Here is a 24,068-nt window from a genome sequence, read left to right as displayed (position 1 = left end):
ATGAATGAAATTTTTCCTTTAGCAAGCGCCGCCGGGATGACCGTCGGCCTTGCCGTTTGTGCACTGATTATCGGCCTCGTACTGGCGATGTTCTTTGCGGTGTGGGAGTCCGTTAAGTGGCGCCCTGTCGCATGGCTCGGTTCAGCGCTGGTGACTGTGCTGCGTGGACTGCCGGAAATTCTGGTGGTCCTGTTTATCTATTTCGGTTCCTCACAGCTGCTGTTAACACTGTCGGACGGCTTCACGATTCATCTTGGCTTTGCGCAAATCCCGGTGCAGATGCAGATCGAGAATTTCGACGTCAGCCCGTTCCTGTGCGGCGTGATTGCGCTCTCCCTGCTCTATTCAGCCTATGCGTCACAAACGCTGCGCGGCGCGCTGAAAGCGGTGCCGCAGGGTCAGTGGGAATCCGGTCAGGCGCTGGGCCTGTCGAAAGCGGCGATCTTCTTCCGCCTGGTGATGCCGCAGATGTGGCGTCATGCCCTGCCAGGGCTGGGTAATCAGTGGCTGGTGCTGCTGAAAGATACCGCGCTGGTAAGCCTGATCAGCGTGAACGATTTGATGTTGCAAACCAAAAGTATCGCCACCCGTACGCAGGAGCCGTTTACCTGGTACATTGTGGCGGCGGCGATCTACCTGGTGATCACGTTGCTGAGCCAGTACGTTCTTAAGCGTATTGACCTGCGCGCAACGCGTTTTGAACGGAGACCAGGCTGATGCTGGATTATTTACCCGAACTGATGAAAGGGCTGCACACCAGCCTGACGCTGACCGTCGCGTCTATCATCGTGGCGCTGATCCTGGCGCTGATCTTCACCATCGTCCTGACGCTGAAAACGCCGGTACTGGTGTGGATTGTCCGTGGCTACATTACGCTCTTTACCGGTACGCCGCTGCTGGTGCAGATCTTCCTGATTTACTACGGCCCGGGCCAGTTCCCGTCGTTACAGGAATATCCGGTTATCTGGCATCTGCTCTCTGAGCCATGGCTCTGCGCCCTGATTGCCCTCTCCCTGAACAGCGCGGCCTATACCACGCAGTTGTTCTACGGTGCGATCCGCGCGATCCCGGAAGGCCAGTGGCAGTCCTGCGGAGCGCTGGGCATGAGCAAGAAGGATACGCTGGCGATCCTGCTGCCTTATGCCTTTAAGCGCGCGCTCTCTTCCTATTCCAACGAAGTCGTTCTGGTGTTCAAAAGTACCTCTCTGGCCTACACCATCACCCTGATGGAAGTGATGGGCCACGGACAGCTGCTGTACGGACGCACCTACGACGTAATGGTGTTCGGTGCGGCGGGTCTGGTCTATCTGGTGGTCAACGGTCTGCTGACCCTGATGATGCGTCTTATCGAGCGTAAGGCGCTGGCGTTTGAGCGCAGAAATTAATCGACTTAATGCATAAAGCTGTTGTTACGGTGCGGGTAACCTGATGGGTTATCCGCATTTTTTTATGCATGAAATAATATTTAATCATATTTATTGCATATAAATTCATTGAGTGGCATTGTACATCCATGCCGCAGACACGGCGCATAATGAAAAGACAGACGGGAGCATTACAATGAAAAAGTTAGTTCTGGCCGCATTACTCGCAACCTTCGCCGCTGGCGCATCCGCCGCCGATAAAATCAATTTCGGCGTTTCTGCCACCTATCCGCCGTTTGAATCGCTGGATGCCAGCAACCAGATCGTCGGCTTCGACATCGACCTGGCGAAAGCGCTGTGCAAGCAGATGCAGGCCGACTGCACCTTTACTAACCACGCGTTTGACAGCCTGATCCCGTCCCTGAAATTTAAAAAGTACGACGCGGTGATCTCCGGCATGGACATCACGCCAGAGCGCAGCAAGCAGGTCGCGTTCACCGACCCGTACTACGCGAACTCTGCGGTGGTGATTGCGAAAAAAGGAGCTTATAAATCTTTCGACGAGCTGAAAGGCAAGCGCATCGGCATGGAGAACGGCACCACGCACCAGAAATACCTCCAGGACAAGCATCCTGAAGTGAAAACCGTGGCCTACGACAGCTACCAGAATGCCATTATCGACCTGAAAAATGGCCGTATCGATGGCGTATTTGGCGACACCGCGGTCGTGAATGAGTGGCTGAAAACCAACCCGCAGCTGGGGACAGCGACGGAGAAAGTGACCGATCCACAGTATTTCGGCACTGGCCTCGGCATTGCGGTACGTCCGGATAACAAAGCCCTGCTCGAGAAACTGAACGGCGCGCTGAAAGCGATCAAAGCTGACGGCACATACCAGAAAATCAGCGAGCAGTGGTTCCCGCAATAACCTTTTTTGCCGGGTGACCTGGCCTACGGGGGTGGTCTGTAGGCCGGGTAAGGCGAAGCCGCCACCCGGCAATTTCTTAAAGCGGCACAAAGAACCTGAACCGCGCCCCGCTCACGGACTCCATCAGCCTGATCCCCCCGCCGTGCAGCTCCAGCATTCTTTTCACGATTAACAGCCCTAACCCGCCCCGGTGCTCCCGCGAGGCCTGCGGATTTAACGCTGACGGTCGCTGGAACAGATCGTCCCGTAATGCGACATCAACACCCGTTCCGCTGTCGGCCACTTCAACCTGCAACCGATCGTTCTCCTGCCATACCGCCAGACGAATGTCTCCGCCTGCTGGGGTATGGCGTATCGCATTATCCAGCAGATTCGTCACCACCCGTTCAATCATGGAGACATCGGCGAACACCTGCGGCAGCGGACCCGGCACGTCAATGTGCAGATTTAACTCACGCGTGCGGGCAGCGAGTTCAAACTTCTGCGCCACGTCGGAAATCAGTTCAGCCATGGCAAAACGCTCGCGCTGGGGCTTGATGCCGCCGTGCTCAAGACGCGCCAGCTCGAATAGCTGCTGCGACATATGGCGTACCTTTTGCCCCTGACGCAGCGCGGTAGCGAGGTACTGCTGATGCTCTTGCGGCGACAGCGTGGCGGATTTCAGCGACAGCGTTTCCAGATAACCCAGCAGCGACGTCAGCGGGGTGCGTAAGTCGTGGGAAATGTTGGCGATAAACTCCCGGCGCTGGCGGTCGCTGTCGGCCAGCCGATCCCACTGAGAGGTGATTTTGCGCGCCAGCTCGATAAAGGTATTGCGCAGGATCGCCACTTCATCCTCTCCGGCAGGCTCAAGCGGCTGGGCCGCCAGCTGCTTAATCGCGCTGATGCTGTCCTGCTCCAGCCCGGCCACGTTCAGCGTGAGCTGTTTAACCGGGCGCGTCACCCAGTACCAGAGCAACACCCCCGCCAGCAGACCAAACAGCGCCACCAGCAGCATCGACCACAGCGCCGTACTCCAGAGCGCTTTGTGCCAGGCCATCTCCGCCAGCGCGTTGGACTCCTCCCCCTGCAAAATAATGTACAGATACCCCTTCAGCTCACCGTCCTGTCGCAGCGGGGTGGCGCTGAAGACTTTCTTATTCTGGCTTCGGGGATCGTCGCCAAACACCGGCATCACCGTCCCGCCCAGGAAATTCTGTATCGGCGCGAGGTCAATTTTTTGCCGCTGAATGTGCCCCGGCGGGGCGGCATCGGCCAGGATATCGCCATCTGGCGAGACAACATACAGCTCGACGCTGGGATTAAAGGTCATCAGCCGGTCGAACAGCGGTTTTAAGGCGCTGCGATCCACCCTGCCCTGCGCATCCAGAATCGCTTCCCGCTGCACAATCTGCTGCGCCAGCCCGCCGGAGAGCCGCTGCACCATCGCATTGCCGTACTGCATGCTACTGTAGAGCTGCACCGCACAGGCGACGGTGGCGCAGAGCAGCAGTAACGCCGTAAACAGCAGCGTCAGGCGCTGGCTCATGCTAAAGCGACGCATCATGATCCTGCTCCGCAAATTTGTAGCCTTTGCCCCAGACGGTGCGAACGATCTCCGGCTCGGCGGCATCTTTCTCTATTTTGATGCGCAGGCGGTTAATGTGGGTGTTGACGGTGTGTTCGTAGCCTTCGTGCTGATACCCCCACACCTGCTCCAGCAGCGCCAGCCGCGAAAAGACCTCTCCGGGATGGCGGGCAAAGAAATAGAGCAGTTCAAATTCGCGCGGGGTGAGATCGACGTGTTGACCGTTAAGGCGCACGGTGCGCGCCAGCGGATCGATAGTCAGTCCGTGCGCCTGAATAATGCCGTCCGTCTGCGCCTGGCCCATCGCCTGCTGACGGCGAAACAGCGCCTTAATGCGGGCAATCAGCTCCTGCACCGAGAAAGGTTTTGCCAGATAATCATCCGCCCCGGTTTCCAGGCCGGTAATACGGTCAGTTTCACTGCTGCGGGCGCTAATGATGATAATGGGCAGGTAGCGGGTCATCTGGCGGATACGGCGGCAAATCTCCAGACCATCAACATTCGGCAGCATCAGATCGAGGATCACCGCGTCCCACGGCTGTGTTTCAAGACGCTGTAAGGCGTTGCCCCCGTCGGGCTCGTGGGTAATGGCGTAGCCTTCATCTTCCAGGTTAAGACGCAGGAGTGCCGCGATATCGTGGTCATCTTCTACCAGCAGGATCTGCTTCATGGGTAAGCCTTCAATCATTTGTTATGACGTAAGCTTACCTGATTTCGAGCGGGGGAAGAGTTCACATTTTGTTGAAGATTGTGCGGGGTTTATGCCGGGTGGCGGCTTCGCCTTACCCGGCCTACGCTTTGGTTAACAACGTGAGCTGACAGGCTATTTTGCCGACCAGTTGAAAGCGCCACGCTGGCTTAAAACAGAGGCGGGAGTCGCATTCATGGGTTGAGCAAACAAAGCCGGGTGGCGGCTACGCCTTACCCGGCCTACTCCGGATCGTAGGCCCGGTAAGCGCAGCGCCACCGGGCGATGTTGAGGATTAACGCGTTTTCACCAACAACGTCAACACTTCATAATGGGCGGTATGGGGGAACATATCGAAAAGCTGAACGCGCGCAATGCGGTAGCCCGGCAGGCTGGCAATATCCTTCGCCATGGTCTGCGCGTTACAGCTGGAGTAGACGATGTACTCCGGCGCCATCTGGCTCAGGTAGTCGCAGAGCGCCTGGCCGATGCCCCGGCGCGGCGGGTTCACCAGCACCAGCTCCGGCACGTTGCCCTGTCCTGTGGCGAACCGGGTCGAGTCCAGCGCCTGAAAGTGCAGATTCGACAGCCCCAGCTCCGCGGCGGACTGCTTCGCGCAGGCAATCGCTTCGGCAGAGATCTCAATGCCGGTGAGCTGCATGTCTGGCGTGGCACAGTGCAGGCCAAAGCCGCCGACGCCGCAGAACAGATCCCACATGTGATGAACCTGTAACGCACGCACCCAGTCGCGCGCGGTGGCGTACAGCGCGCTGGCGACGGTGGGGTTAGTCTGGAAGAAGCTTTGCGGACGGATCCACAGCGGCACGCCGTTGAAGTTTTCAGCCAGCGCATGCTGTTCGGTGAAGAAGATCTCTTTCTCCCCTTCCATGATCGCCATATGCACCGGCTGAATATTTGCGGTGATAACCTTGAGCTGCGGAAGCTGTTCCTGCAACCCTGGAAGCGCTGCGCGCAACTGCTCCAGCTTGGTTTCCGAACGCAGCACAAAGCGCAGCATCATCCCGCCGTCGATTTGGCTTTCGGTCAGCAGAAGGTATTTCAGCTCGCCGCGCCTGCGGGCAACGTTATAGGGCGTTAACCCCGCCCGGGCGATAAATGGTTTCAGCGCGCTAAACACCGGCTCAAACGAGGCGGGATACAGCGGACAGCCGGTGAGATCTTCCGGCGTGCCGTCGCGGTGCAGCATCCCCAGCAGCGGCTTTTCAACGCTGCCGCTGACCACCATTTTGGCTTTATTGCGAAAGCCCTGCTCCGGGCCGCTGACGGGTGCGCACCACTCGCCCACCGCGTGTGCTGCCAGCAGCTGTTGCAGGTCGACCATTTTGGCGGTGAGTTGTTGAGAGACCGGCTGTTCTATCCACTGACAGGAGCGGCAGCGTCCGGCGTCGTAGAGTGCGCACTGCATATGAAAACCTTAAGAAACACGAGGGCTGCGATTATACACATTATTGCAGGCGGAAGAACCGCCGACTGGAAGCCGGGAGATAAAGCAGGCAGAGCACCAGCATATCCGGCAGTTTTTGCATCACCAGTGAATGGAAAATCTCACGTCGCGACTCACCGGGTATGCTGAACAGCTCCGGATAGCCATAGCCCAGCGAGGCGGCCCACAGGTAGCTGGCGGCGGTGATCTGCGTCAGCAGATACACCCAGCGCGCCCAGTTACGTCCTTTCACCAGCGAGAACGCACAGTAGATCTCAATAAACACCAGCATCAGGCTGCTGAGAAACACCAGCGTCAGATTCCACGTCTGCGCGCTGCGGTGAATAAATTCCCCCATTCCGCGCGGACCCAGCGTGTTCATTATCATCAGCACATCCAGGCAGCGGATCATAATAATGGCGAGCGCCGCCACCTGCACCAGTGCAGGGACGTTCGGACGAGCGTGCGAATGACGTGTTTTTTGTAAGAATCCCAATGTTTTTACTTCCCTGAAAAACAGTGCCGCGTCATACGCGGCACATCACTGGAAATAGTAATTCCTTCAGCCGCGTCTTGCACGCTGGATATCGCGCACACGCTGTTTTTCCGCGCGCGCCATCAAATACCAGGCGATAAATCCGACAATTCCGACCACGCCAAGGATGATGGACGCCAGGGCGTTGATCTCCGGATTCACCCCCATCCGCACGCTGGAGAAGACCAGCATCGGCAGCGTCGTCGCGCCCGGCCCCGACACAAAGCTGGCGATAACCAGATCGTCGAGCGAGAGCGTGAACGCCAGCAGCCAGCCGGAGATCACCGCCGGCATAATCATCGGCAGCGTGATGATGAAAAAGACCTTCAGCGGCGTTGCGCCGAGATCCATCGCCGCCTCTTCAATGGAGCGATCCAGCTCGCGCAGCCGCGAGGAGATCACCACCGCCACATACGCCGTACAGAAGGTGACATGTGCCAGCCAGATGGTGAGCATCCCGCGATCCGCTGGCCAGCCGATGGCGTGCGCCAGCGCGACAAACAGCAGCAGTAGCGACAGGCCGGTGATGACGTCCGGCATAACCAGCGGGGCGGTGATCATAAACGCGAAACCATTCGCCCCGCGGAAACGGCCAAAGCGCACCATCACCAGCGCGGCAATCGTGCCCAGCACGCAGGCCATCGTCGCCGCCAGCGCCGCAATGGTCAGGCTCAGCCCCACCGCGCTCATCATCGCATCATCGTGGAACAGCTCGCTGTACCAGCGCGTGGACCAGCCCGCCCAGACGGTGACCAGCTTAGAGCTGTTGAACGAGTAGATCACCAGCATCAGCATTGGCGCATACAGGAAGGTAAAGCCGATCATCAGGATCGCAATTCGCCACGGGGAGCGTACTACCGGTAAGTTGTTCATCCGTGGTCTCCCATCTGTTTCTGCTGATGTTTGTGGAACCACATGATCGGCACGATCAGCAGCAGTAACATGACGATCGCCACCGCCGAGGCCACCGGCCAGTCGCGGTTATTGAAGAACTCCTGCCACAGCACGCGGCCAATCATGATACTGTCCGGGCCGCCGAGCAGTTCCGGGATCACAAACTCCCCGACCGCCGGGATAAATACCAGCATCGATCCGGCGATGATCCCGCCTTTGGTGAGCGGCACAATGACGCTGAAGAAAGTCTTCAACGGGCGTGCGCCGAGATCCAGCGAGGCTTCCACCAGCGAGTAATCGATTCGCGTCAGCGCCGTATAGATCGGCAGCACCATAAACGGCAGATAGGCATAGACAATCCCGATATAGACCGCAAGGTTGGTGTGCAGGATCGTCAGCGGCTGGTCGATGACCCCAAGCCACAGCAGGAAGTTATTCAGTATGCCGTTATTCTTCAGGATCCCCATCCACGCGTACACGCGGATCAGGAACGACGTCCACGACGGTAAAATGACCAACAGCAGTAAAATATTTCGCGTCGACGGCTTGCTGTGCGCCACTGCCCACGCCAGCGGGTAGCCCATCAACAAGCAGCAGATCGTAGAAATAGCCGCAACCTGTAACGACTGTAAATAGGCTTCGAAATAGAGCGGATCGTCGGTCAGTTGCAGGAAATTACCGAGGTTTACGGTCAGCGTCAGCTGTCCGTCGGCCCACTCCCACAGATCGGTATACGGTGGGATCGCCCGCGCCATCTCCGCCAGGCTGATCTTAAAGACGATCAGGAACGGCAGCAGAAACAGCAGGATCAGCCAGATATAGGGCATGGCGATGACCAGCTTGCGGCCATGCGCCATCTGCATGCGCGCCAGCCAGAGCGCGAAACCGCCCGGTTTTTTGACGCGGGCTGGAGGTTCAAGTGTGCTCATGACCGCTCCTTATACCGTCAGGACTACGCAACTGTCCGCATCCCAGCAGAGGCTCACTTCGTCGCCCCAGGTTGGCTGTCCCTTGCGATACCGGTGTTCGTTCTGTAACTGGGCGCTGAGCATCTGGCCGCTTTTCAGGCGCACATGGTAAATCGACAGATCGCCGAGATAGGCAATGTGCACCACTTCGCCCACGGCAAAGTTATAGCCATCGGCGGGCGGCTCATCGCAAAGCATGATTTTTTCCGGGCGCAGGGCAACGTAAACCGGCACGTTGTCGACCACGGAGTTATCAGAATCAACCTTCAGCGGGTGCACCAGCCCCGGCGATTCAATCACCAGACCGTCTTCCTGGCGTTCCTTCAGCAGCCCTTCGAAGACGTTCACCGAGCCGATGAATTCCGCGCTGTAGCGGGTTGTCGGGTGTTCGTAGATCTCTTCCGGCTCGCCGATCTGTACGAACTTACCGCGATTCATGATCGCAATACGCCCGGCCATGGTCATCGCCTCTTCCTGGTCGTGGGTCACCATCACGCACGTCACCCCCACGCGCTCAAGGATATCCACCACTTCCAGCTGCATCCGGTCGCGCAGCTTTTTGTCCAGCGCACCCATCGGCTCGTCGAGCAGTAATAATTTTGGACGCTTCGCCAGACTTCTTGCCAGCGCCACGCGCTGACGCTGGCCGCCGGAAAGCTGATGCGGCTTACGCTTCGCAAACTCCTGCATATGCACCAAGCTCAGCATCTCCGCCACGCGCGCGGTGATTTCGGCTTTCGGCAGCTTGTCCTGCTTCAGGCCAAAGGCGATATTCTGCTCAACGGTCATGTGCGGGAACAGGGCATAGGACTGGAACATCATGTTTATGGGCCGCTGGTACGGCGGCACGCTGGAGAGGTCTACCCCATCCAGCACGATCTGCCCGGCGGTAGGCTGTTCAAAGCCTGCCAGCATGCGCAGCAGGGTCGATTTGCCGCAGCCCGATGCGCCGAGCAAAGCAAAAATTTCACCTTTGTAGATCGTCAGGCTGACATCGTCCACGGCATGCTGGCCGTCGAAGGATTTGGTGAGGTTACGAATTTCAAGAAGCGGGGTCAGCGCTTTACGGACTTTCGCCTGCGGGCGGGGGATCGTGTCATTCACGGGGTGCTCTCCGGCATAGATCAACACTGGTGCAAACGCACCGTCAGGGTGCGCATCGCCGGGCGGCGCTAACGCTTGCCCGGCCTACGGGATCTGTCGGCCCGGTAAGCGACAGCGCCACCGGGCAACGATATCAAACGCCGTTACTTACCGCTTTTCACCTTCGTCCACGCGCGGGTACGCACACGGTCAATTTTTGGTTCCTGCACTTTCAGGGTGAACAGCTTGGCAAACACATCGGCTGGCGGATAGATCGCCGGATTATTGCGGATTTCTTCGCTCACCAGCGGCACGGAGGCCTTGTTACCGTTGGCGTAGTAGACATGGTCGCTGATGTGGGCAATCACGTCCGGACGCATCAGATAGTTGAGGAACTGATACGCTTCCTCTTTGTTTTTCGCATCAGCCGGCATCGCGAAGACGTCGAAGAACGCCAGCGCCCCCTCCTTCGGAATGAAGTAGGAAACATTCACGCCGTTTTTCGCCTCTTTCGCGCGGTTCGCCGCCTGCCAGACGTCGCCCGCCCAGCCGATGGCCACGCAGATATCCCCGTTAGCCAGGTCGTTGATGTACTGAGAAGAGTGGAAGTAGCGAATATTCGGACGCAGCTTCAGGAGCAGGTCGGTCGCCGGACCGGTGTAGTCGTCGGCCTTGCTGCTGTTTGGATCTTTGCCGAGATAGTTAAGCACGGTGGCAAAAATCTCTTCCGGCGCATCGAGGAAAGAGACGCCGCAGCTTTTCAGCTTCTCGAGGTTTTCCGGCTTCAGCACAACGTCCCAGCTGTCCAGCTTGACGTCCGGGCCCAGCGCCGCTTTGACTTTATCCACGTTATAGCCAATACCGGTGGTCGCCCACAGGTAAGGCATCGCGTATTTATTCTCCGGATCGTGCTTCGCCACCAGCTTCAGCACGTCCGGATCGAGGTTTTTCCAGTTCGGTAATTTGCTCTTGTCCAGCGGCTGGAAGACACCGGCGGTCAGCTGACGCTCCAGGAAGCTTGCCGACGGCACCACCAGGTCAAAGCCGGTGCTGCCCGCCATCAGTTTGCCTTCCAGCACTTCGTTGGAATCGAATACGTCGTAGACAACCTTAATGCCGGTCTCTTTTTCAAAATTCGCGACGGTGTCCGGCGCAATATAGTCAGACCAGTTATAGACGTGCAGCGTTTTTTGTTCCGCAGCGAGCGTGCCGGCAGAGACGGCCATCAGCGCACCCGCAACCAGACCCGATAACCATTTTTTATTCAAGGCGATCATATTGTTATTCCTTCTGAAAGCTCGTTAACAAACGAACCAAAACTGTGCAGCCTGAAGATATGCAATAATCATGCATAGTTTGTCGCTCTGCCCGAAATAAAATACCCCCCTCATTCCGGCAGGTTCCGCTCGCTTTTTTAAGCACCGCAAGAATAACTGTAGCCCGTGTCTCCGGCTATAGCCCAGACGAAAAAACGCCTTTTATCAATTTTTTATGCAGATTATGTCTACGTGATAAGCCGAAACGGCCGGAGAGGAGGTGAAAAACTCTTTAAAGAAAGGTTAAAAGCAGCAGAAAAAACGGTGTTATGCAGCCGCTCTGGCAGCGACTGCGTAAAAGTCAGACAGGCTTAGTGGAGAAAATTGGGAGATGCATCATTATTCTCGGCGTCATCTTCCGCGCTATACAGCAGGTGATGTGCGTTGGCTTCCATCATGACCATGGAAATTTGCTCTTCGCTCAGGCGCATAAACCAGGCGAACTGCTTGAAGGAGAGCCCCGCGCCGGAGAATAAAGACTGGCAAACCACCAGCTTTGGCAGATTATCATCCTGTATGTCGAGAAACGCTTTCACCGTCAAAGAACTGGCGTTGATCGCTGACAGATCAGACGCCAGCGCCAGCAGCGCGGACGGCTTAACTTCGGCCAGCGCCGAGAACAGGATCACGTCGTTAATCAGATCGATTTTGGCATCGAAAATGCCGTCGAAATTTTGCATATGAGGCAGATGCAGCGCCTGGCAGGAGTCGCATTCGAAAAAAGTAATACCGGCATCATCGAGCCATTGACGTAACGTATCCAGTGTAGGTACGACCTGTAAATCCATCGCTGTGCAGCCTCTTAAATAAAAACGTTGTCCAGATTACGCAAAAAGTGCGCGCCGATCCATTTAACCGCCCGTTTTCAGGCAAAATCCCGGCGTCGCATGGCGTTCAATCCATGCGATCATTTTACCTGCAATATCGACGCCTGTGGTTTTTTCCACCCCTTCCAGCCCCGGCGAGGCGTTGACTTCCATCACCAGCGGCCCGCGCCCGGCACGCAGCAGATCGACCCCCGCCACGTCCAGGCCCAGCGTCTGCGCCGCTTTCACCGCAATCTCGCGCTCGCGCTCGCTGATAAGGGCCACCCGCGCGATACCGCCGCGGTGCAGGTTAGAGCGGAAGTCGCCCTCTTTCGCCTGCCGCTCAATGGCGGCCACCACTTCATCGCCCACCACAAAGCAGCGGATGTCGCACCCGTTGGCCTCTTTAATATACTCCTGCACCAGAATATGGGCATTCAGACCGCGAAACGCGTCGATCACGCTTTCCGCCGCCTGACGCGTCTCCGCCAGTACCACCCCAATACCCTGCGTGCCTTCCACCAGCTTAATGACAAGCGGCGCACCGCCCACCATGTCGATTAAATCGCTGGTGTCGTCCGGGGAGTGGGCAATCCCGGTGACGGGCAGATCGATTCCCTGGCGCGCCAGCAGTTGCAGCGAGCGCAGCTTATCGCGGGCGCGGGAGATCGCCACGGACTCGTTGAGCGGATAGCTACCCAGCATTTCAAACTGGCGCAGCGCAGCCGTACCGTAATAGGTAATCTGGGAGCCAATGCGGGGAATTACCGCATCAAAATGCGGGAGTTTGCGGCCTTTGTAATGAATCGACGACGCCGCAGGGTCGATGTTCATATAGCAGGACATCGGATCGAGGATCTCAACCTGATGTCCGCGTTTCACCGCCGCTTCTCGCAGGCGTTTACATGAATAGAGCGTTCCATCCCGGGACAATATGGCAATTTTCACCCTGCACCTCTCTAAAGACATGGTAAAAGCCTGCCTATCATACACGAGGCGCAGAAGGAATGGACTATCGCGTTGCCCAGCCCTGTTTGTGCAGGTAGTCGAGAATGAACGGGCGGTTCTCCTTGATGATGGTGCGACGAATATGGTCGCTCCAGGTGTCGCGGCGGTTGTTGCTGTCGCGCGTCAGATAGTAGTTCGCCAGCTCTTCATCGTATTGATGCAGAACGTCCTGGTCGACCGGCTGGTAGTGGTTTTCATGCACCAGCATCGCAGCAGGAATGCGCGGCTTCAGATCCGGGTTATCCGCCGGCCAGCCGAGGCACAGACCAAACAGCGGCAGCACGTGTTTCGGCAGCTTCAGCAGTTCCGTCACGCTTTCGATGTTGTTACGCAGCCCGCCAATATAGACGCCGCCAAGCCCCAGCGATTCCGCCGCCGTGAACGCGTTTTGCGCCATCAGCGCCGTATCCACCACGCCCAGCAGCAGCTGTTCCGCCAGCCCCAGCTCGGCCTCGGGGCAGATTTGCAGGTGACGGTTAAAATCGGCGCAGAACACCCAGAACTCAGCCGCCTGGGCAACGTGCTTTTGTCCGCCCGTCAGCGTTACCAGCTGCTCACGCATCGCCGGATCGGTAATGCGGATAATGGAGCTGCACTGCAAAAAGCTGGAGCTGGAGGTGCCTCTTGCGCTGTCGATGATCGCCTCCCGCTGCGCCTGGGTAATCGGCTCATCGGTGAAATGGCGAATGGAACGGTGGGAACGAAGCAGGTCAATGGTTGGCGTCATTTTGTCTCTCTTTGTGTTGCGTAAAACGTATGGCAGCCAGTATAGGCAATGATCCACCTGATGTAATTGGCGAAACATAGCCTGACTGTATCAAAGTGACAGGTGAAACCTTCTTTCCATGACGGCAGGTTATCGTGCACTATAGGCGCTATTCGCCGTCAGGCTTGTTTTTTGAGGAGAGAGAAATGTTTGCAGTAATTTTTGGTCGTCCAGGATGCCCTTACTGTGTACGCGCGAAAGAGCTGGCAGAGAAACTGACTGAAGAACGTGATGATTTCAACTTCCGTTACGTGGATATCCACGCGGAAGGCATCACTAAAGCCGATCTGGAAAAAACCGTGGGTAAACCGGTTGAAACCGTGCCGCAGATCTTCCTCGATCAGAAACACATTGGCGGCTGCACCGATTTTGAAGCCTACGCCAAAGAACACCTGGGCCTGTTTGCGGCTCAGTAATGCGAAGACGCCCTCACCCTGAGGGCGTTTTTATTTACGGTGCTTCCGCTGTTGCAGCAGGCTGCGCGTAAATAAGAAACAGAGCGCGCCCAGCGCACACCAGAAAACGCCACTCAGTAGCCACGCCACTTCCTGCCAGACGCTTCTCGACGAGAGAAACAGCACGCGCATCAGAAGCAGACAGAGCGGGGCCGCAAGCATTGCCCCAATAAGCGGCATCACCACCTCGCCTTTACGCGAGAGAAAACCAGCGACTACCCCCGGCAGGATGAAGAACAACAGGCCCAGCTCGGGATGACCGGACGCTCTGAAGGCGCCTTTCACGTTAAAAGCGAGCGACATGCAAACGACCGTAAACAGCAAAAAACAGCTGATTACGCCAGCCCAGTTTCGTTTAAAGTTCAAACTATCCTCCTGACTTATCTCTATCAAATACAAAAATCGTCCGGTGGACGCCCAGTCAGATAAAGCAATGCGGCAATCCTTGCCAAAGCACGCACAAAAGTCGTGCGATAATAGGTGGCTGTCGGTAGCTATTACGATTAAACTAACCGACTGCTAGTGTTTAGGGTATTTATCAGGAAGCAGGGAGATGCAAAGTGATTCCCTGACTCTGAAAACAGTAGCCCAAATAGTCCTTTCATTCAACAACTTACTGGTAAACAAGAAGTTAGCCTCCGTGAATATAAACGTCGCAGACTTGTTAAATGGGAATTACATCCTGTTATTATTTGTGGTACTGGCGCTGGGCCTTTGTCTGGGTAAATTACGCCTGGGTTCAGTTCAACTTGGTAATTCCATTGGCGTTTTAGTCGTCTCCCTGTTATTAGGTCAACAACATTTCAGTATTAACACGGACGCGCTTAACTTAGGTTTCATGCTGTTTATTTTTTGCGTAGGCGTGGAAGCCGGTCCGAACTTTTTTTCCATTTTCTTCCGAGACGGCAAAAATTACCTGATGCTGGCGCTGGTGATGGTCGGCAGCGCCCTGCTGATTGCGTTAGGGCTGGGCAAATTGTTTGGCTGGGACATCGGCTTAACGGCCGGTATGCTGGCAGGCTCGATGACCTCCACGCCGGTGCTTGTCGGCGCGGGGGATACGCTTCGTCATTCTGGCATGGCAGGCACGCAGCTTTCCTCCGCGCTGGACAACCTGAGTCTGGGCTATGCCCTGACCTATCTGATTGGTCTGGTGAGCCTGATTGTTGGCGCGCGCTATCTGCCAAAACTTCAGCATCAGGATCTCCAGACCAGCGCCCAGACTATCGCCCGCGAGCGCGGCCTGGACACGGACTCCAAACGTAAAGTTTACCTGCCGGTGATCCGCGCCTATCGCGTCGGGCCAGAGCTGGTTGCCTGGACCGACGGGAAAAACCTGCGCGAGCTGGGGATCTACCGTCAGACCGGCTGCTACATCGAACGTATCCGTCGTAACGGCATTCTGGCAAACCCGGACGGTGACGCGGTGCTCCAGATGGGCGATGACATCGCCCTTGTTGGCTACCCGGACGCCCACGCGCGTCTCGATCCGAGCTTCCGCAACGGGAAAGAGGTGTTTGACCGCGACCTGCTGGACATGCGTATCGTCACCGAAGAGATTGTGGTGAAAAACCACAACGCCGTGGGCCGCCGTCTGGCACAGCTGAAGCTGACCGACCACGGTTGTTTCCTCAACCGCGTGATCCGCAGCCAGATTGAAATGCCTATCGACGATAACGTGGTGCTCAATAAAGGCGATGTGTTGCAGGTCAGCGGCGATGCCCGACGGGTTAAAACCGTTGCCGACCGTATCGGCTTTATCTCGATCCACAGCCAGGTGACGGACCTGTTAGCCTTCTGCGCCTTCTTCATTGTCGGCCTGATGATCGGGATGATCACCTTCCAGTTCAGCAACTTTAGCTTCGGCATTGGTAACGCAGCCGGTCTGCTGTTCGCCGGGATCATGCTGGGCTTCCTGCGAGCGAACCATCCCACCTTCGGCTATATCCCTCAGGGGGCGCTGAATATGGTGAAAGAGTTCGGTCTGATGGTCTTTATGGCGGGTGTCGGCTTAAGCGCCGGGAGCGGCATTGGCAACGGCCTGGGCGCGGTCGGCTGGCAAATGTTGGTTTCCGGACTTATCGTCAGCCTGGTACCGGTGGTGATCTGTTTCCTCTTCGGCGCCTACGTGCTGCGCATGAACCGCGCCCTGCTCTTCGGCGCGATGATGGGCGCGCGCACCTGCGCACCGGCGATGGAGATCATCAGCGACACCGCGCGCAGCAACATCCCGGCGCTGGGCTATGCAGGCACGTACGCGATCGCCAACGTGCTGCTGACGCTGGCAGGTACGCTGATCATCATTATCTGGCCAGGACTCGGATAAATCTCAAGTTTGCGTGTGACGCAAAAAATTTTCGTTACGCGCAGAACTTTTTACGCAGGGTGCAGTCATAACTAGTGCCACTGCTTTTCTTTGATGTCCCCAATTTGTGGAGCCCATCAACCCCGCCGTTTTGGTTCAAGGTTGATGGGTTTTTTGTTGCCTGAAACTTCCTCATTTTGCCATTTTCGCTTCCCCCTCCCCCTGCAAACATATATGATTAATCACATATGAATGAATGCACGCAGGATCACCCGATGCTACACCCCATCCAGCTCTTCAAAACCCTTTCCGACGAAACGCGGCTCTCCATCGTCATGCTTCTGCGTGAAGCGGGCGAGCTGTGCGTCTGCGATCTCTGCTCCGCTACCAACGAGCCGCAGCCTAAGGTCTCCCGTCACATGGCCTTGCTGCGCGAGGCCGGGCTGGTCATCGACCGTCGCGAGGGTAAGTGGATCTACTACCGTCTCTCTCCCAACATGCCAGCATGGGCGGCAACCGTTATCGACACCAGCTGGAACTGCCTGCGGGAAGAGACGCGTATGAAGCTGAAAAACCGACTTCCGGGCTCGTGCTGACCAAAACACATTCACAATAACAGATATAACGGAGTAAAAGATGTTTCTGGCAGGGGCTATTTTTCTGTTTACGCTGGTACTGGTTATCTGGCAGCCCAAAGGGCTCAGTATCGGCTGGAGCGCCACCATTGGCGCCGTGCTGGCGCTGATGAGCGGCGTGATTAACATTAACGATATCCCTGTGGTATGGAATATCGTCTGGAATGCGACGGCAACGTTCATCGCCGTCATCATTATCAGCCTGCTGCTGGATGAGTCCGGCTTTTTCGAGTGGGCCGCGCTGCACGTTGCCCGCTGGGGAAACGGTCGCGGGCGATTGCTGTTTACCTGGATCGTGCTGCTTGGCGCAGCCGTGGCGGCGCTGTTCGCCAATGACGGCGCGGCGCTGATCCTCACCCCTATCGTCATCGCTATGCTGCTGGCGCTGGGGTTCAGCAAGCAGGCTACGCTGGCGTTCGTGATGGCGGCGGGATTTATCGCCGATACCGCCAGCCTGCCGCTGATTGTCTCCAACCTGGTCAACATTGTGTCGGCGGACTTCTTTAAGCTGGGCTTCAGCGAATACGCCTCGGTGATGATCCCGGTCGATATCGCTGCGATTGCCGCAACGCTGGTAATGCTGCATCTGTTCTTCCGAAAAGAAATCCCCCCCGAATATGACCTGGCAAAACTCCGCGAGCCCGCACGGGCCATTCACGACCTGCCGACGTTCAGAACGGGCTGGATCGTGCTGCTGCTACTGCTCGTCGGTTTCTTTGTGCTTGAACCTCTCGGCATTCCCGTCAGTGCCATCGCGAGTGTGGGCGCGCTGATTTTGTTTGCCGTTGCTAAACGCGGGCACGCCATTAACACCGGGAAAGTGCTGCGCGGCGCGCCGTGGCAAATTGTTATCTTCTCGCTGGGGATGTATCTGGTGGTGTATGGCCTGCGCAACGCCGGGCTGACGGAGTCTCTTTCAGGCGTTCTTGATCACTTAGCCGGATACGGACTCTGGGTTACCACGCTGGGAACCGGATTTATCACCGCCTTCCTGTCATCCATAATGAACAATATGCCAACGGTGCTGATTGGCGCGCTCTCCATTGAGGGTAGTGCTGCAACAGGGTTAATCAAAGAGGCGATGATTTACGCTAACGTGATTGGCTGCGATTTGGGGCCGAAAATTACCCCCATAGGAAGTCTGGCTACCCTGCTCTGGCTCCATGTGCTGGCACAGAAAAACATGACTGTTACCTGGGGCTACTACTTCAGGACGGGCATCATAATGACCCTGCCGGTTCTCTTTGTGACGCTCGCCGCACTCGCGCTACGTCTCTCCTTCACACCATAATGAGTCACTGATATGAGCCACATCACCATTTATCACAACCCGGCCTGCGGCACGTCGCGCAATACGCTGGAGATGATCCGCAACAGCGGTACGGAACCCGAAATTATTCTCTATCTTGAGAACCCACCGTCGCGTGATGAACTGACCAGGCTGATTGCAGACATGGGGATTTCCGTGTGCGATCTGTTGCGCAAAAACGTCGAGCCTTATGAGCAACTGGGCCTTGCCGGGGGACATTTCACCGACGACCAGCTTATCGATTTCATGCTGCAATACCCTATTCTGATTAACCGTCCGATTGTGGTGACGCCGCTGGGCACCCGTCTGTGCCGCCCTTCTGAAGTCGTTCTCGACATCCTTCCGGACGCGCAAAAAGGGGCATTTACGAAGGAAGATGGCGAAGTCGTCGTTGACGCCAGCGGGAAAAAAATCTCCCGACAGTAGGCGTGGCCGGGGCGAGTGCTATCAGACGGTATCCTCGCCTGCAATCCGTCCCACCATCGCCCGGATCTCCTCCCGGGTTAACGGCGACCGATCGGTCACAAAATGCAGCGTCATCCCCTCGATAAACGCATCCAGCGCGCGGGCGGTGGCCGGATCAAACCACTGCTCCAGCGTAGCCTGGCTCATCTTCATCCAGTCCTGCATCACCGTTTTCAGCGCGGCGCTGCGGTGCATAAACGCGTACAGCTGATACATCAGCGCCATATTGTGTGGCGTGGTCACGGCTGAACTGTGGATCAGCGTGGTAATCGCCTCGCACGCCCTCTCCCGCCCGGTAACCCCCGCGAAGAAATCCCGGTACTGCTGAGACATCTGCTGCGTAAACCACGTGAATGCCTCCTCCAGAAGCGACTCCATCCCGTCGAAATAGTAGGTCATCGACCCCAGCGGCACGCCTGCGCAGGTAGCAATTTTGCGGTGCGTGACGGCATGAATACCGTGCTCAGCAATGGTGTCCAGCGTCGCCTGGAGTATCTTCTCGCGGCGGTTAGGGTCGTTCGGTGGTCTGCTCATAAAATCCTCATCCGGTTTGTGTACAAATGTACACAAAGTTGCTAGTGTTGTCGCTATTGTTGTACTTCTGGTGCTGATCCCAATGACGCTAACTTCTCCTCGCAAAGCCCTGCATCTGCGCATGTGGGCGCTGTTTATGTTCTTCTTCATCCCCGGGCTGCTGATGGCTTCCTGGGCAACGCGCACTCCGGCAATCCGCGATACGCTGTCCGTCTCGACGGCGGAGATGGGGATCGTGCTGTTTGGCCTGTCGATTGGCTCGATGAGCGGCATCCTCTGCTCGGCCTGGCTGGTGAAGCGCTTTGGCACGCGGGCGGTGATCCGCACCACCATGTGCTGCGCCGTGGTAGGTATGCTCGGTCTGAGCGTGGCGCTGTGGTTCGCCTCGCCGCTGATGTTTGCCCTTGGGCTGATGGTATTTGGCGGCAGCTTTGGTGCGGCGGAAGTGGCCATTAACGTCGAGGGGGCCGCCGTCGAACAGGCGATGAACAAAACGGTGCTGCCGATGATGCACGGCTTTTACAGCCTCGGCACGCTGGCAGGCGCGGGCGTAGGGATGGCGCTGACGGCGCTGGGCATTGCGGCCAATGTGCACATTTTACTCGCCGCGCTGGTCTGCATTATCCCGATCCTCACCGGCATCAGGGCTATTCCCGCTGGCACAGGACAAAACGCCTCGGACGAACAGAAGTCTGCGGCAAAAGGGTTGCCTTTCTATCGCGATTTCCAGCTGATGCTGATTGGCGTGGTGGTACTGGCGATGGCGTTTGCTGAAGGCTCCGCCAACGACTGGCTACCGTTGCTGATGGTGGACGGGCACGGATTTAGCCCCACCTCCGGCTCGCTGATTTACGCCGGGTTTACGCTCGGCATGACCGTCGGACGCTTTACCGGGGGCTGGTTTATCGACCGTTACAGCCGCGTGGCTGTCGTCCGTGCCAGCGCCCTGCTGGGTGGGCTGGGTATCGCGATGATTATCTTTGTGGATGTGGACTGGATTGCCGGCGTGTCGGTGATCCTGTGGGGACTGGGCGCCTCCCTTGGCTTCCCGCTGACCATTTCCGCTGCCAGCGATACCGGCCCCGACGCGCCGACGCGCGTGAGCGTCGTGGCGACCACGGGCTACCTCGCTTTCCTGGTGGGGCCGCCGCTGCTTGGATTCCTCGGTGAGCACTACGGGTTACGCAGCGCGATGCTGGTGGTATTAGGGTTAGTCATTATTGCCGCCCTGGTGGCGCGAGCGGTGGCAAAACCGGAAGCAGAACCAACGTCAATGGAGAAGGGATATGAGCGTTAAACTGATTGCAGTCGACATGGATGGCTCCTTCCTGAGCGATGCGAAAACCTATAACCGCGCGCGTTTTCTGGCGCAATACGCGCGCATGAAAGCGCAAGGCATCCGTTTTGTGGTCGCCAGCGGAAACCAGTACTACCAGCTGATCTCATTTTTCCCGGAGATCGCCCATGAAATCGCCTTCGTCGCCGAAAACGGCGGCTGGGTGGTGGATGCGGGCGAAGATGTGTTTAACGGCGAACTGTCGAAAGAGCATTTTATGACCGTCGCCACCCTGTTAAACGACGTGCCCGGCATAGAGATAATTGCCTGCGGAAAAAACAGCGCCTACACGCTGAAAACGTATAACGACCTCTTCAAAGAGATTGCTGCGAAATACTATCACCGCCTTGAAAGCGTCAGCAGCTTTGACAACCTCAACGATATTTTCTTCAAATTCGGGCTTAACGTCTCTGACGACGAAATTCCGCGCATTCAGGCGCTGCTGCATGAGAAGCTTGGCGACATCATGGTGCCGGTGACCACGGGACACGGCAGTATCGACCTGATTATCCCCGGCGTGCACAAAGCTAACGGCCTGCGGATCCTGCAAGCGCGCTGGGGCATTGAGGACAGTGAAGTGGTGGCCTTTGGCGACAGCGGTAACGACGTGGAGATGCTGCGACAGGCTGGGTTTGGCTTCGCGATGGCCAATGCCAGACCGCATATTAAAGCGGTGGCCCGCTATGAAGCGCCGAACAATAATGACGAAGGGGTGCTGGACGTAATTGATAGGGTGCTGGATGGGAGGGCGCCGTTTAATTGATTCCGTGCGCTCTGGTGCCCTCACCCTAACCCTCTCCCACAGGGAGAGGGGACTGTCCCGAGCTCGCCCACGGGGGAGAGGGAATAAGGATTACGGTTGCAGGGCGTTTCCGACGCGCTTGTCTTTCAGGAATACCACCATCAGGGCAATCCACAGCACGCCGTTGGCGAGGTTGAACAGGCTGAACAGCCCGTTACCGCCGAAAGCATAGGCATGCTTGCTCACCTCAATTCCGACGGTGAAGATCAGCATTTGCAGCATCCCCATCGCGGCAGACACCGTGCCTTTACTCATTTCACTGGCGAACAGCGTCAGGCGTACCAGACCGGCATTCGCCACGCCAATACCAAACGCATAAATGCTCAGCCCCGCCGTCATCCACAGGTACGCATGAGACGAGGCTACGGTCGCCACCGCCGCGATAATCAGCCCTGCCGCTATGGGCCAGCCGCCCATAATGATCAGCGAACGCACGGTACGGCGCGACGTCAGACGTGCCAGCACCAGGTTACCGATAATCAGCGCGCCAAAAATCGGCACCTGTAACAGGCCATACTCATAGCTGCTAAGCTGTTCGCCACTGATGATAATGACCGGCGACTGGGCAATCCACGCCAGCAGCGGCAGGCTGACAAAGCCCGTCGCCAGCGCGCCCGCGACAAAACGGCCGTTTTTCAGCACCGCCTTATAATCACGCCCCAGCTCCTTAAGCGAGAGCTTTTCGCCCAGGCGGGTGGCGGTCTCCGGCATCGCACGGTGCAGGCCAAAGAAAGAGATGGCCGCAAGCGCGGCAAAGAGGACGAACATCCCTTCCCACGGCGCGACGTGGACCCATGCGGCTCCCACCAGCGGCCCCAGAAGCGGCGCAATCAGCGCCACGTTCGCCATCAGCGCGGTTATTTTGATACATACCGCCTCCTCAAACGACTCCTGAATAGCGGCGTAGCCCACGGCGCCAATAAAGCACAGGCTCACGCCCTGAAGGAAACGCAGCAGCGTGAATTGCTCAATGTTCTGCGCCAGCAGCGTGGCGAGACAGGTGACGATAAACCACACCACGCCCGTCAGCATCACCGGACGGCGGCCAATACGATCCGACAGCGGCCCTAAAAGCCACTGTAAAAACATGCCGCCCGCGAGATAGGCGGTCATGGATGTAGGTACCCACTCAATACCTGCGTTGTACTGCTCAACCACAGCCAGCATGCCTGGCTGGATCATGTCGTTGCCGATGTAGGTAGAGAATTCGTAAAGCACCAGACACAGAGGAAAAAGTAACGCCTGACGACCCAGACGATTACCGGAAGAAGAACGGTTTATCATGCAATCTCTTTAGTATGAAAAAATCGCGATGAGTGTAATGAATTGCCGCTGTCTGAGATAGCACAATCACGTGAAAACTCAGAAATAAGGCACTTATCGTTGTCGTTTAAGGTTTCCTTAAGTTGCCCTCCCTATGATAGTGCTATTTCACGTTATTGACCGAAACTATGACACACGCCGTCAGCCCTTCAGAATTATCCAAGTTACCGACAAATAAGACAAAACGCCTTTACCGTTTGCCTGCCCGCTTTTATGGTTATCAGCTTTTCGTGCTGATCGTCCTTGCGCTGCTTTTTACCTGGCTTTCGCGCGATGAATCGCTTGACCGATGGATCACCGGCTTCTGGTATGACGCGGCGACGCATCATTTCCCGCTACAGCAAAATCCGCTGCTGGATTTGCTCAACCATCGGCTGGCGAAATATGTGGCCATTGCGCTGGCTGCCGCCTCGCTGATTTACGGTGCTTACAAACGCAATGCCCGGCTGGTGACGGCCGCGCTTCTGATGGGGCTGGGTGCGCTGGTAGTTGGAGTGCTGAAAAGCATAAGCCACCACAGCTGTCCGTGGGATCTGGTGGAGTATGGCGGCAAAGCCGTCTCGTATCCCCTGTTCAACGCGGTTCCGGCAGACAGCGGACCGGGACGCTGCTTTCCCGGCGGCCACGCCTCAAGCGGGTTTATGGTAATGGGGCTGTTTTTTGCCTTCTGGCGTGAACGTCCACGCCTGGCCTGGACCTGTGTCGCGTTAGGCGTTGTTATGGGGCTACTGATGGGATTCGGGCAGGTCATGCGCGGCGCGCATTTTTTCTCTCACAACCTGTGGGCCGGGTGGTGGGTCTGGTTTTCCCAGGTGCTGGTTTACGGGCTGGTTTCCGCCTGGTTTGCTAAAGAGTAACGAGATTATGTTAGAAAATCTGAACTACGAACTGTTTTACCTGCTCAACGCCACGCCAGCATCACCGGAATGGATGATCGATCTCGCCACCTTTATTGCGAAAGATGTGATCAGCATTGTACCGGCGCTGGCGGTGATCCTCTGGTTATGGGGACCTCGTACACAGGTCACCGCCCAGCGCCATCTGGTGATCAAAATGGCGATGGCGATCGGCGTCAGCGTGCTGGCAAGCTACGTGCTGGGCCACGCCTTCCCGCACGATCGGCCGTTTGTCGAGCACGTCGGCTATAACTTCCTGCACCATGCGCCGGATGACTCGTTCCCGAGCGATCACGGCACGGTGATCTTCACCTTTGCGCTGGCCTTCCTGTTCTGGCATCGCCTGTGGTCCGGCATGGTGCTGATGGGCGTGGCGGTCGCCATCGCCTGGTCCCGCGTCTACCTGGGCGTACACTGGCCGCTGGATATGGTCGGCGGTTTCCTGGTGGGACTGATGGGCTGCGTCAGCGCAGCCATCCTGTGGAGCCTCTTTGGTCCGGCACTTTATCGTGGATTATCACAGGCCTATCGCGTTCTGTTTGCCCTTCCGATCCGCAAGGGCTGGATACGTGACTAACCCCGGTCCGTCAGGTTACACTTGAGCCCCCGCCCTGCGGGGGCTCACTTTTTTAGCCCGAGGA

The 24,068-nt window shown here is 57.1% G+C and carries 26 protein-coding genes; 12 read left to right on the top strand and 14 right to left on the bottom strand.

Features of this window, described 5'->3' with window-relative positions:
* The 3 genes from artQ (at nucleotide 1) to artJ (ending at nucleotide 2,292) form a co-directional block, all read left to right on the top strand.
* Entirely contained in the window at nucleotides 1–717 is a 717-nt protein-coding gene (artQ, locus tag ACOTW6_RS15795; RefSeq protein ID WP_193136099.1) for an arginine ABC transporter permease ArtQ, read from the top strand.
* Nucleotides 717–1,385 carry an arginine ABC transporter permease ArtM gene (gene artM, locus ACOTW6_RS15790; protein ID WP_003858369.1) on the top strand — a complete coding sequence of 223 codons (669 nt, stop codon included), beginning with the start codon at nucleotides 717–719 and terminating at the stop codon, nucleotides 1,383–1,385. Before artQ ends, artM begins: the two co-directional genes overlap by 1 nt.
* Nucleotides 1,386–1,560: 175 nt before the next feature.
* Nucleotides 1,561–2,292 (top strand): arginine ABC transporter substrate-binding protein ArtJ, encoded by a 732-nt coding sequence (gene artJ, locus ACOTW6_RS15785; RefSeq protein WP_015571008.1) that lies wholly within the window; start codon nucleotides 1,561–1,563, stop codon nucleotides 2,290–2,292.
* Nucleotides 2,293–2,368: 76 nt separating this feature from the next.
* Here artJ and ACOTW6_RS15780 read toward each other — a convergent pair whose 3' ends face one another.
* The 11 genes from ACOTW6_RS15780 to nfsA form a co-directional block, all read right to left on the bottom strand.
* Nucleotides 2,369–3,838, bottom strand: coding sequence for a sensor histidine kinase (locus ACOTW6_RS15780; RefSeq protein WP_062932120.1), 1,470 nt, complete (start codon nucleotides 3,836–3,838; stop codon nucleotides 2,369–2,371).
* Nucleotides 3,822–4,529 carry a response regulator transcription factor gene (locus ACOTW6_RS15775; protein ID WP_045142262.1) on the bottom strand — a complete coding sequence of 236 codons (708 nt, stop codon included), beginning with the start codon at nucleotides 4,527–4,529 and terminating at the stop codon, nucleotides 3,822–3,824. The genes ACOTW6_RS15780 and ACOTW6_RS15775 overlap by 17 nt, the downstream gene beginning before the upstream one ends.
* Before the next feature lie 313 nt (nucleotides 4,530–4,842).
* Nucleotides 4,843–5,973, bottom strand: coding sequence for a 23S rRNA (uracil(747)-C(5))-methyltransferase RlmC (rlmC, locus tag ACOTW6_RS15770; RefSeq protein ID WP_062932122.1), 1,131 nt, complete (start codon nucleotides 5,971–5,973; stop codon nucleotides 4,843–4,845).
* Between the two features lie 40 nt (nucleotides 5,974–6,013).
* Nucleotides 6,014–6,511: a YbjO family protein gene (locus ACOTW6_RS15765; RefSeq protein WP_086598616.1), complete on the bottom strand. Its 498-nt coding sequence runs from the start codon at nucleotides 6,509–6,511 to the stop codon at nucleotides 6,014–6,016.
* A gap of 42 nt (nucleotides 6,512–6,553) precedes the next feature.
* Nucleotides 6,554–7,399, bottom strand: a complete 846-nt coding sequence (gene potI, locus ACOTW6_RS15760) for a putrescine ABC transporter permease PotI (protein WP_032668746.1) — start codon at nucleotides 7,397–7,399, stop codon at nucleotides 6,554–6,556.
* On the bottom strand, nucleotides 7,396–8,349 hold the full coding sequence (gene potH, locus ACOTW6_RS15755) for a putrescine ABC transporter permease PotH (RefSeq protein ID WP_017384875.1): 954 nt from the start codon (nucleotides 8,347–8,349) through the stop codon (nucleotides 7,396–7,398). The genes potI and potH overlap by 4 nt, the downstream gene beginning before the upstream one ends.
* Nucleotides 8,350–8,358: 9 nt before the next feature.
* The gene (gene potG / locus ACOTW6_RS15750) at nucleotides 8,359–9,492 is read right to left on the bottom strand and encodes a putrescine ABC transporter ATP-binding subunit PotG (protein ID WP_121479149.1); all 1,134 of its coding nucleotides are present in this window, start codon (nucleotides 9,490–9,492) and stop codon (nucleotides 8,359–8,361) included.
* Between the two features lie 143 nt (nucleotides 9,493–9,635).
* A complete protein-coding gene (gene potF / locus ACOTW6_RS15745; protein ID WP_090279222.1) occupies nucleotides 9,636–10,748 on the bottom strand; it encodes a spermidine/putrescine ABC transporter substrate-binding protein PotF in 1,113 nt (370 codons plus the stop codon).
* 350 nt (nucleotides 10,749–11,098) lie between these two features.
* A complete protein-coding gene (locus ACOTW6_RS15740; RefSeq protein WP_003858385.1) occupies nucleotides 11,099–11,575 on the bottom strand; it encodes a YbjN domain-containing protein in 477 nt (158 codons plus the stop codon).
* Nucleotides 11,576–11,638: 63 nt separating this feature from the next.
* Nucleotides 11,639–12,541 (bottom strand): 30S ribosomal protein S6--L-glutamate ligase, encoded by a 903-nt coding sequence (gene rimK, locus ACOTW6_RS15735; RefSeq protein ID WP_163324168.1) that lies wholly within the window; start codon nucleotides 12,539–12,541, stop codon nucleotides 11,639–11,641.
* Between the two features lie 64 nt (nucleotides 12,542–12,605).
* Nucleotides 12,606–13,328, bottom strand: coding sequence for a nitroreductase NfsA (gene nfsA / locus ACOTW6_RS15730; RefSeq protein WP_015571015.1), 723 nt, complete (start codon nucleotides 13,326–13,328; stop codon nucleotides 12,606–12,608).
* Between the two features lie 185 nt (nucleotides 13,329–13,513).
* Here nfsA and ACOTW6_RS15725 point away from each other — a divergent pair, with 185 nt between their 5' ends.
* Complete coding sequence (locus ACOTW6_RS15725; protein WP_006809455.1) at nucleotides 13,514–13,783, top strand: GrxA family glutaredoxin; 270 nt, start codon at nucleotides 13,514–13,516, stop codon at nucleotides 13,781–13,783.
* Between the two features lie 30 nt (nucleotides 13,784–13,813).
* Here ACOTW6_RS15725 and ACOTW6_RS15720 read toward each other — a convergent pair whose 3' ends face one another.
* Entirely contained in the window at nucleotides 13,814–14,188 is a 375-nt protein-coding gene (locus ACOTW6_RS15720; protein ID WP_017384878.1) for an inner membrane protein YbjM, read from the bottom strand.
* Between the two features lie 274 nt (nucleotides 14,189–14,462).
* Between ACOTW6_RS15720 and ACOTW6_RS15715 the strand changes: the two genes are divergently transcribed.
* The 4 genes from ACOTW6_RS15715 to arsC all read left to right on the top strand — a co-directional run bounded on the left by ACOTW6_RS15715 (nucleotide 14,463) and on the right by arsC (nucleotide 18,497).
* Nucleotides 14,463–16,148: an aspartate:alanine antiporter gene (locus ACOTW6_RS15715; protein ID WP_026080732.1), complete on the top strand. Its 1,686-nt coding sequence runs from the start codon at nucleotides 14,463–14,465 to the stop codon at nucleotides 16,146–16,148.
* 254 nt (nucleotides 16,149–16,402) lie between these two features.
* The gene (locus tag ACOTW6_RS15710; RefSeq protein WP_047051776.1) at nucleotides 16,403–16,723 is read left to right on the top strand and encodes a metalloregulator ArsR/SmtB family transcription factor; all 321 of its coding nucleotides are present in this window, start codon (nucleotides 16,403–16,405) and stop codon (nucleotides 16,721–16,723) included.
* Nucleotides 16,724–16,763: 40 nt separating this feature from the next.
* Entirely contained in the window at nucleotides 16,764–18,053 is a 1,290-nt protein-coding gene (locus ACOTW6_RS15705) for an arsenic transporter (RefSeq protein ID WP_062932124.1), read from the top strand.
* Nucleotides 18,054–18,065: 12 nt separating this feature from the next.
* Nucleotides 18,066–18,497, top strand: a complete 432-nt coding sequence (arsC, locus tag ACOTW6_RS15700) for a glutaredoxin-dependent arsenate reductase (RefSeq protein ID WP_121479152.1) — start codon at nucleotides 18,066–18,068, stop codon at nucleotides 18,495–18,497.
* A 21-nt stretch (nucleotides 18,498–18,518) separates the two neighbouring features.
* On the opposite strand, the gene ACOTW6_RS15695 is transcribed toward arsC, so the two are convergent.
* Nucleotides 18,519–19,070, bottom strand: coding sequence for a TetR/AcrR family transcriptional regulator (locus ACOTW6_RS15695; protein ID WP_121479153.1), 552 nt, complete (start codon nucleotides 19,068–19,070; stop codon nucleotides 18,519–18,521).
* Nucleotides 19,071–19,152: 82 nt separating this feature from the next.
* Between ACOTW6_RS15695 and ACOTW6_RS15690 the strand changes: the two genes are divergently transcribed.
* Together ACOTW6_RS15690 and ACOTW6_RS15685 are read left to right on the top strand one after the other, a co-directional pair.
* Nucleotides 19,153–20,367 carry an MFS transporter gene (locus tag ACOTW6_RS15690; protein WP_090279301.1) on the top strand — a complete coding sequence of 405 codons (1,215 nt, stop codon included), beginning with the start codon at nucleotides 19,153–19,155 and terminating at the stop codon, nucleotides 20,365–20,367.
* Nucleotides 20,357–21,169 (top strand): Cof-type HAD-IIB family hydrolase, encoded by an 813-nt coding sequence (locus tag ACOTW6_RS15685; protein WP_121479154.1) that lies wholly within the window; start codon nucleotides 20,357–20,359, stop codon nucleotides 21,167–21,169. Before ACOTW6_RS15690 ends, ACOTW6_RS15685 begins: the two co-directional genes overlap by 11 nt.
* Before the next feature lie 90 nt (nucleotides 21,170–21,259).
* Here the strand turns inward: ACOTW6_RS15685 and ACOTW6_RS15680 are convergent, their stop codons facing one another.
* Nucleotides 21,260–22,492: an MFS transporter gene (locus ACOTW6_RS15680; RefSeq protein WP_032608925.1), complete on the bottom strand. Its 1,233-nt coding sequence runs from the start codon at nucleotides 22,490–22,492 to the stop codon at nucleotides 21,260–21,262.
* A gap of 167 nt (nucleotides 22,493–22,659) precedes the next feature.
* Between ACOTW6_RS15680 and ACOTW6_RS15675 the strand changes: the two genes are divergently transcribed.
* Entirely contained in the window at nucleotides 22,660–23,388 is a 729-nt protein-coding gene (locus ACOTW6_RS15675) for a phosphatase PAP2 family protein (protein ID WP_047737783.1), read from the top strand.
* A 7-nt stretch (nucleotides 23,389–23,395) separates the two neighbouring features.
* Nucleotides 23,396–24,004 (top strand): undecaprenyl-diphosphate phosphatase, encoded by a 609-nt coding sequence (ybjG, locus tag ACOTW6_RS15670; protein ID WP_023296185.1) that lies wholly within the window; start codon nucleotides 23,396–23,398, stop codon nucleotides 24,002–24,004.
* Nucleotides 24,005–24,068 lie beyond the last annotated feature (64 nt).

It is taken from the genome of Enterobacter cloacae complex sp. IR5403 (genome assembly GCF_049238705.1).
Lineage (GTDB): Bacteria > Pseudomonadota > Gammaproteobacteria > Enterobacterales > Enterobacteriaceae > Enterobacter > Enterobacter hormaechei_C.
This window is presented reverse-complemented; position numbering and strand designations above follow the sequence as displayed.

What these genes read in the sequence shown, in the direction of transcription:
- artQ (WP_193136099.1), top strand. Translation starts at nt 1, where the DNA reads ATGAATGAAATTTTTCCTTTAGCAAGCGCCGCCGGGATGACCGTCGGC.
- artM (WP_003858369.1), top strand. Translation starts at nt 717, where the DNA reads ATGCTGGATTATTTACCCGAACTGATGAAAGGGCTGCACACCAGCCTG.
- artJ (WP_015571008.1), top strand. Translation starts at nt 1,561, where the DNA reads ATGAAAAAGTTAGTTCTGGCCGCATTACTCGCAACCTTCGCCGCTGGC.
- ACOTW6_RS15780 (WP_062932120.1), bottom strand. Translation starts at nt 3,838, where the DNA reads ATGATGCGTCGCTTTAGCATGAGCCAGCGCCTGACGCTGCTGTTTACG.
- ACOTW6_RS15775 (WP_045142262.1), bottom strand. Translation starts at nt 4,529, where the DNA reads ATGAAGCAGATCCTGCTGGTAGAAGATGACCACGATATCGCGGCACTC.
- rlmC (WP_062932122.1), bottom strand. Translation starts at nt 5,973, where the DNA reads ATGCAGTGCGCACTCTACGACGCCGGACGCTGCCGCTCCTGTCAGTGG.
- potI (WP_032668746.1), bottom strand. Translation starts at nt 7,399, where the DNA reads ATGAACAACTTACCGGTAGTACGCTCCCCGTGGCGAATTGCGATCCTG.
- potH (WP_017384875.1), bottom strand. Translation starts at nt 8,349, where the DNA reads ATGAGCACACTTGAACCTCCAGCCCGCGTCAAAAAACCGGGCGGTTTC.
- potF (WP_090279222.1), bottom strand. Translation starts at nt 10,748, where the DNA reads ATGATCGCCTTGAATAAAAAATGGTTATCGGGTCTGGTTGCGGGTGCG.
- ACOTW6_RS15740 (WP_003858385.1), bottom strand. Translation starts at nt 11,575, where the DNA reads ATGGATTTACAGGTCGTACCTACACTGGATACGTTACGTCAATGGCTC.
- nfsA (WP_015571015.1), bottom strand. Translation starts at nt 13,328, where the DNA reads ATGACGCCAACCATTGACCTGCTTCGTTCCCACCGTTCCATTCGCCAT.
- ACOTW6_RS15725 (WP_006809455.1), top strand. Translation starts at nt 13,514, where the DNA reads ATGTTTGCAGTAATTTTTGGTCGTCCAGGATGCCCTTACTGTGTACGC.
- ACOTW6_RS15710 (WP_047051776.1), top strand. Translation starts at nt 16,403, where the DNA reads ATGCTACACCCCATCCAGCTCTTCAAAACCCTTTCCGACGAAACGCGG.
- ACOTW6_RS15705 (WP_062932124.1), top strand. Translation starts at nt 16,764, where the DNA reads ATGTTTCTGGCAGGGGCTATTTTTCTGTTTACGCTGGTACTGGTTATC.
- arsC (WP_121479152.1), top strand. Translation starts at nt 18,066, where the DNA reads ATGAGCCACATCACCATTTATCACAACCCGGCCTGCGGCACGTCGCGC.
- ACOTW6_RS15695 (WP_121479153.1), bottom strand. Translation starts at nt 19,070, where the DNA reads ATGAGCAGACCACCGAACGACCCTAACCGCCGCGAGAAGATACTCCAG.
- ACOTW6_RS15690 (WP_090279301.1), top strand. Translation starts at nt 19,153, where the DNA reads ATGACGCTAACTTCTCCTCGCAAAGCCCTGCATCTGCGCATGTGGGCG.
- ACOTW6_RS15685 (WP_121479154.1), top strand. Translation starts at nt 20,357, where the DNA reads ATGAGCGTTAAACTGATTGCAGTCGACATGGATGGCTCCTTCCTGAGC.
- ACOTW6_RS15680 (WP_032608925.1), bottom strand. Translation starts at nt 22,492, where the DNA reads ATGATAAACCGTTCTTCTTCCGGTAATCGTCTGGGTCGTCAGGCGTTA.
- ACOTW6_RS15675 (WP_047737783.1), top strand. Translation starts at nt 22,660, where the DNA reads ATGACACACGCCGTCAGCCCTTCAGAATTATCCAAGTTACCGACAAAT.
- ybjG (WP_023296185.1), top strand. Translation starts at nt 23,396, where the DNA reads ATGTTAGAAAATCTGAACTACGAACTGTTTTACCTGCTCAACGCCACG.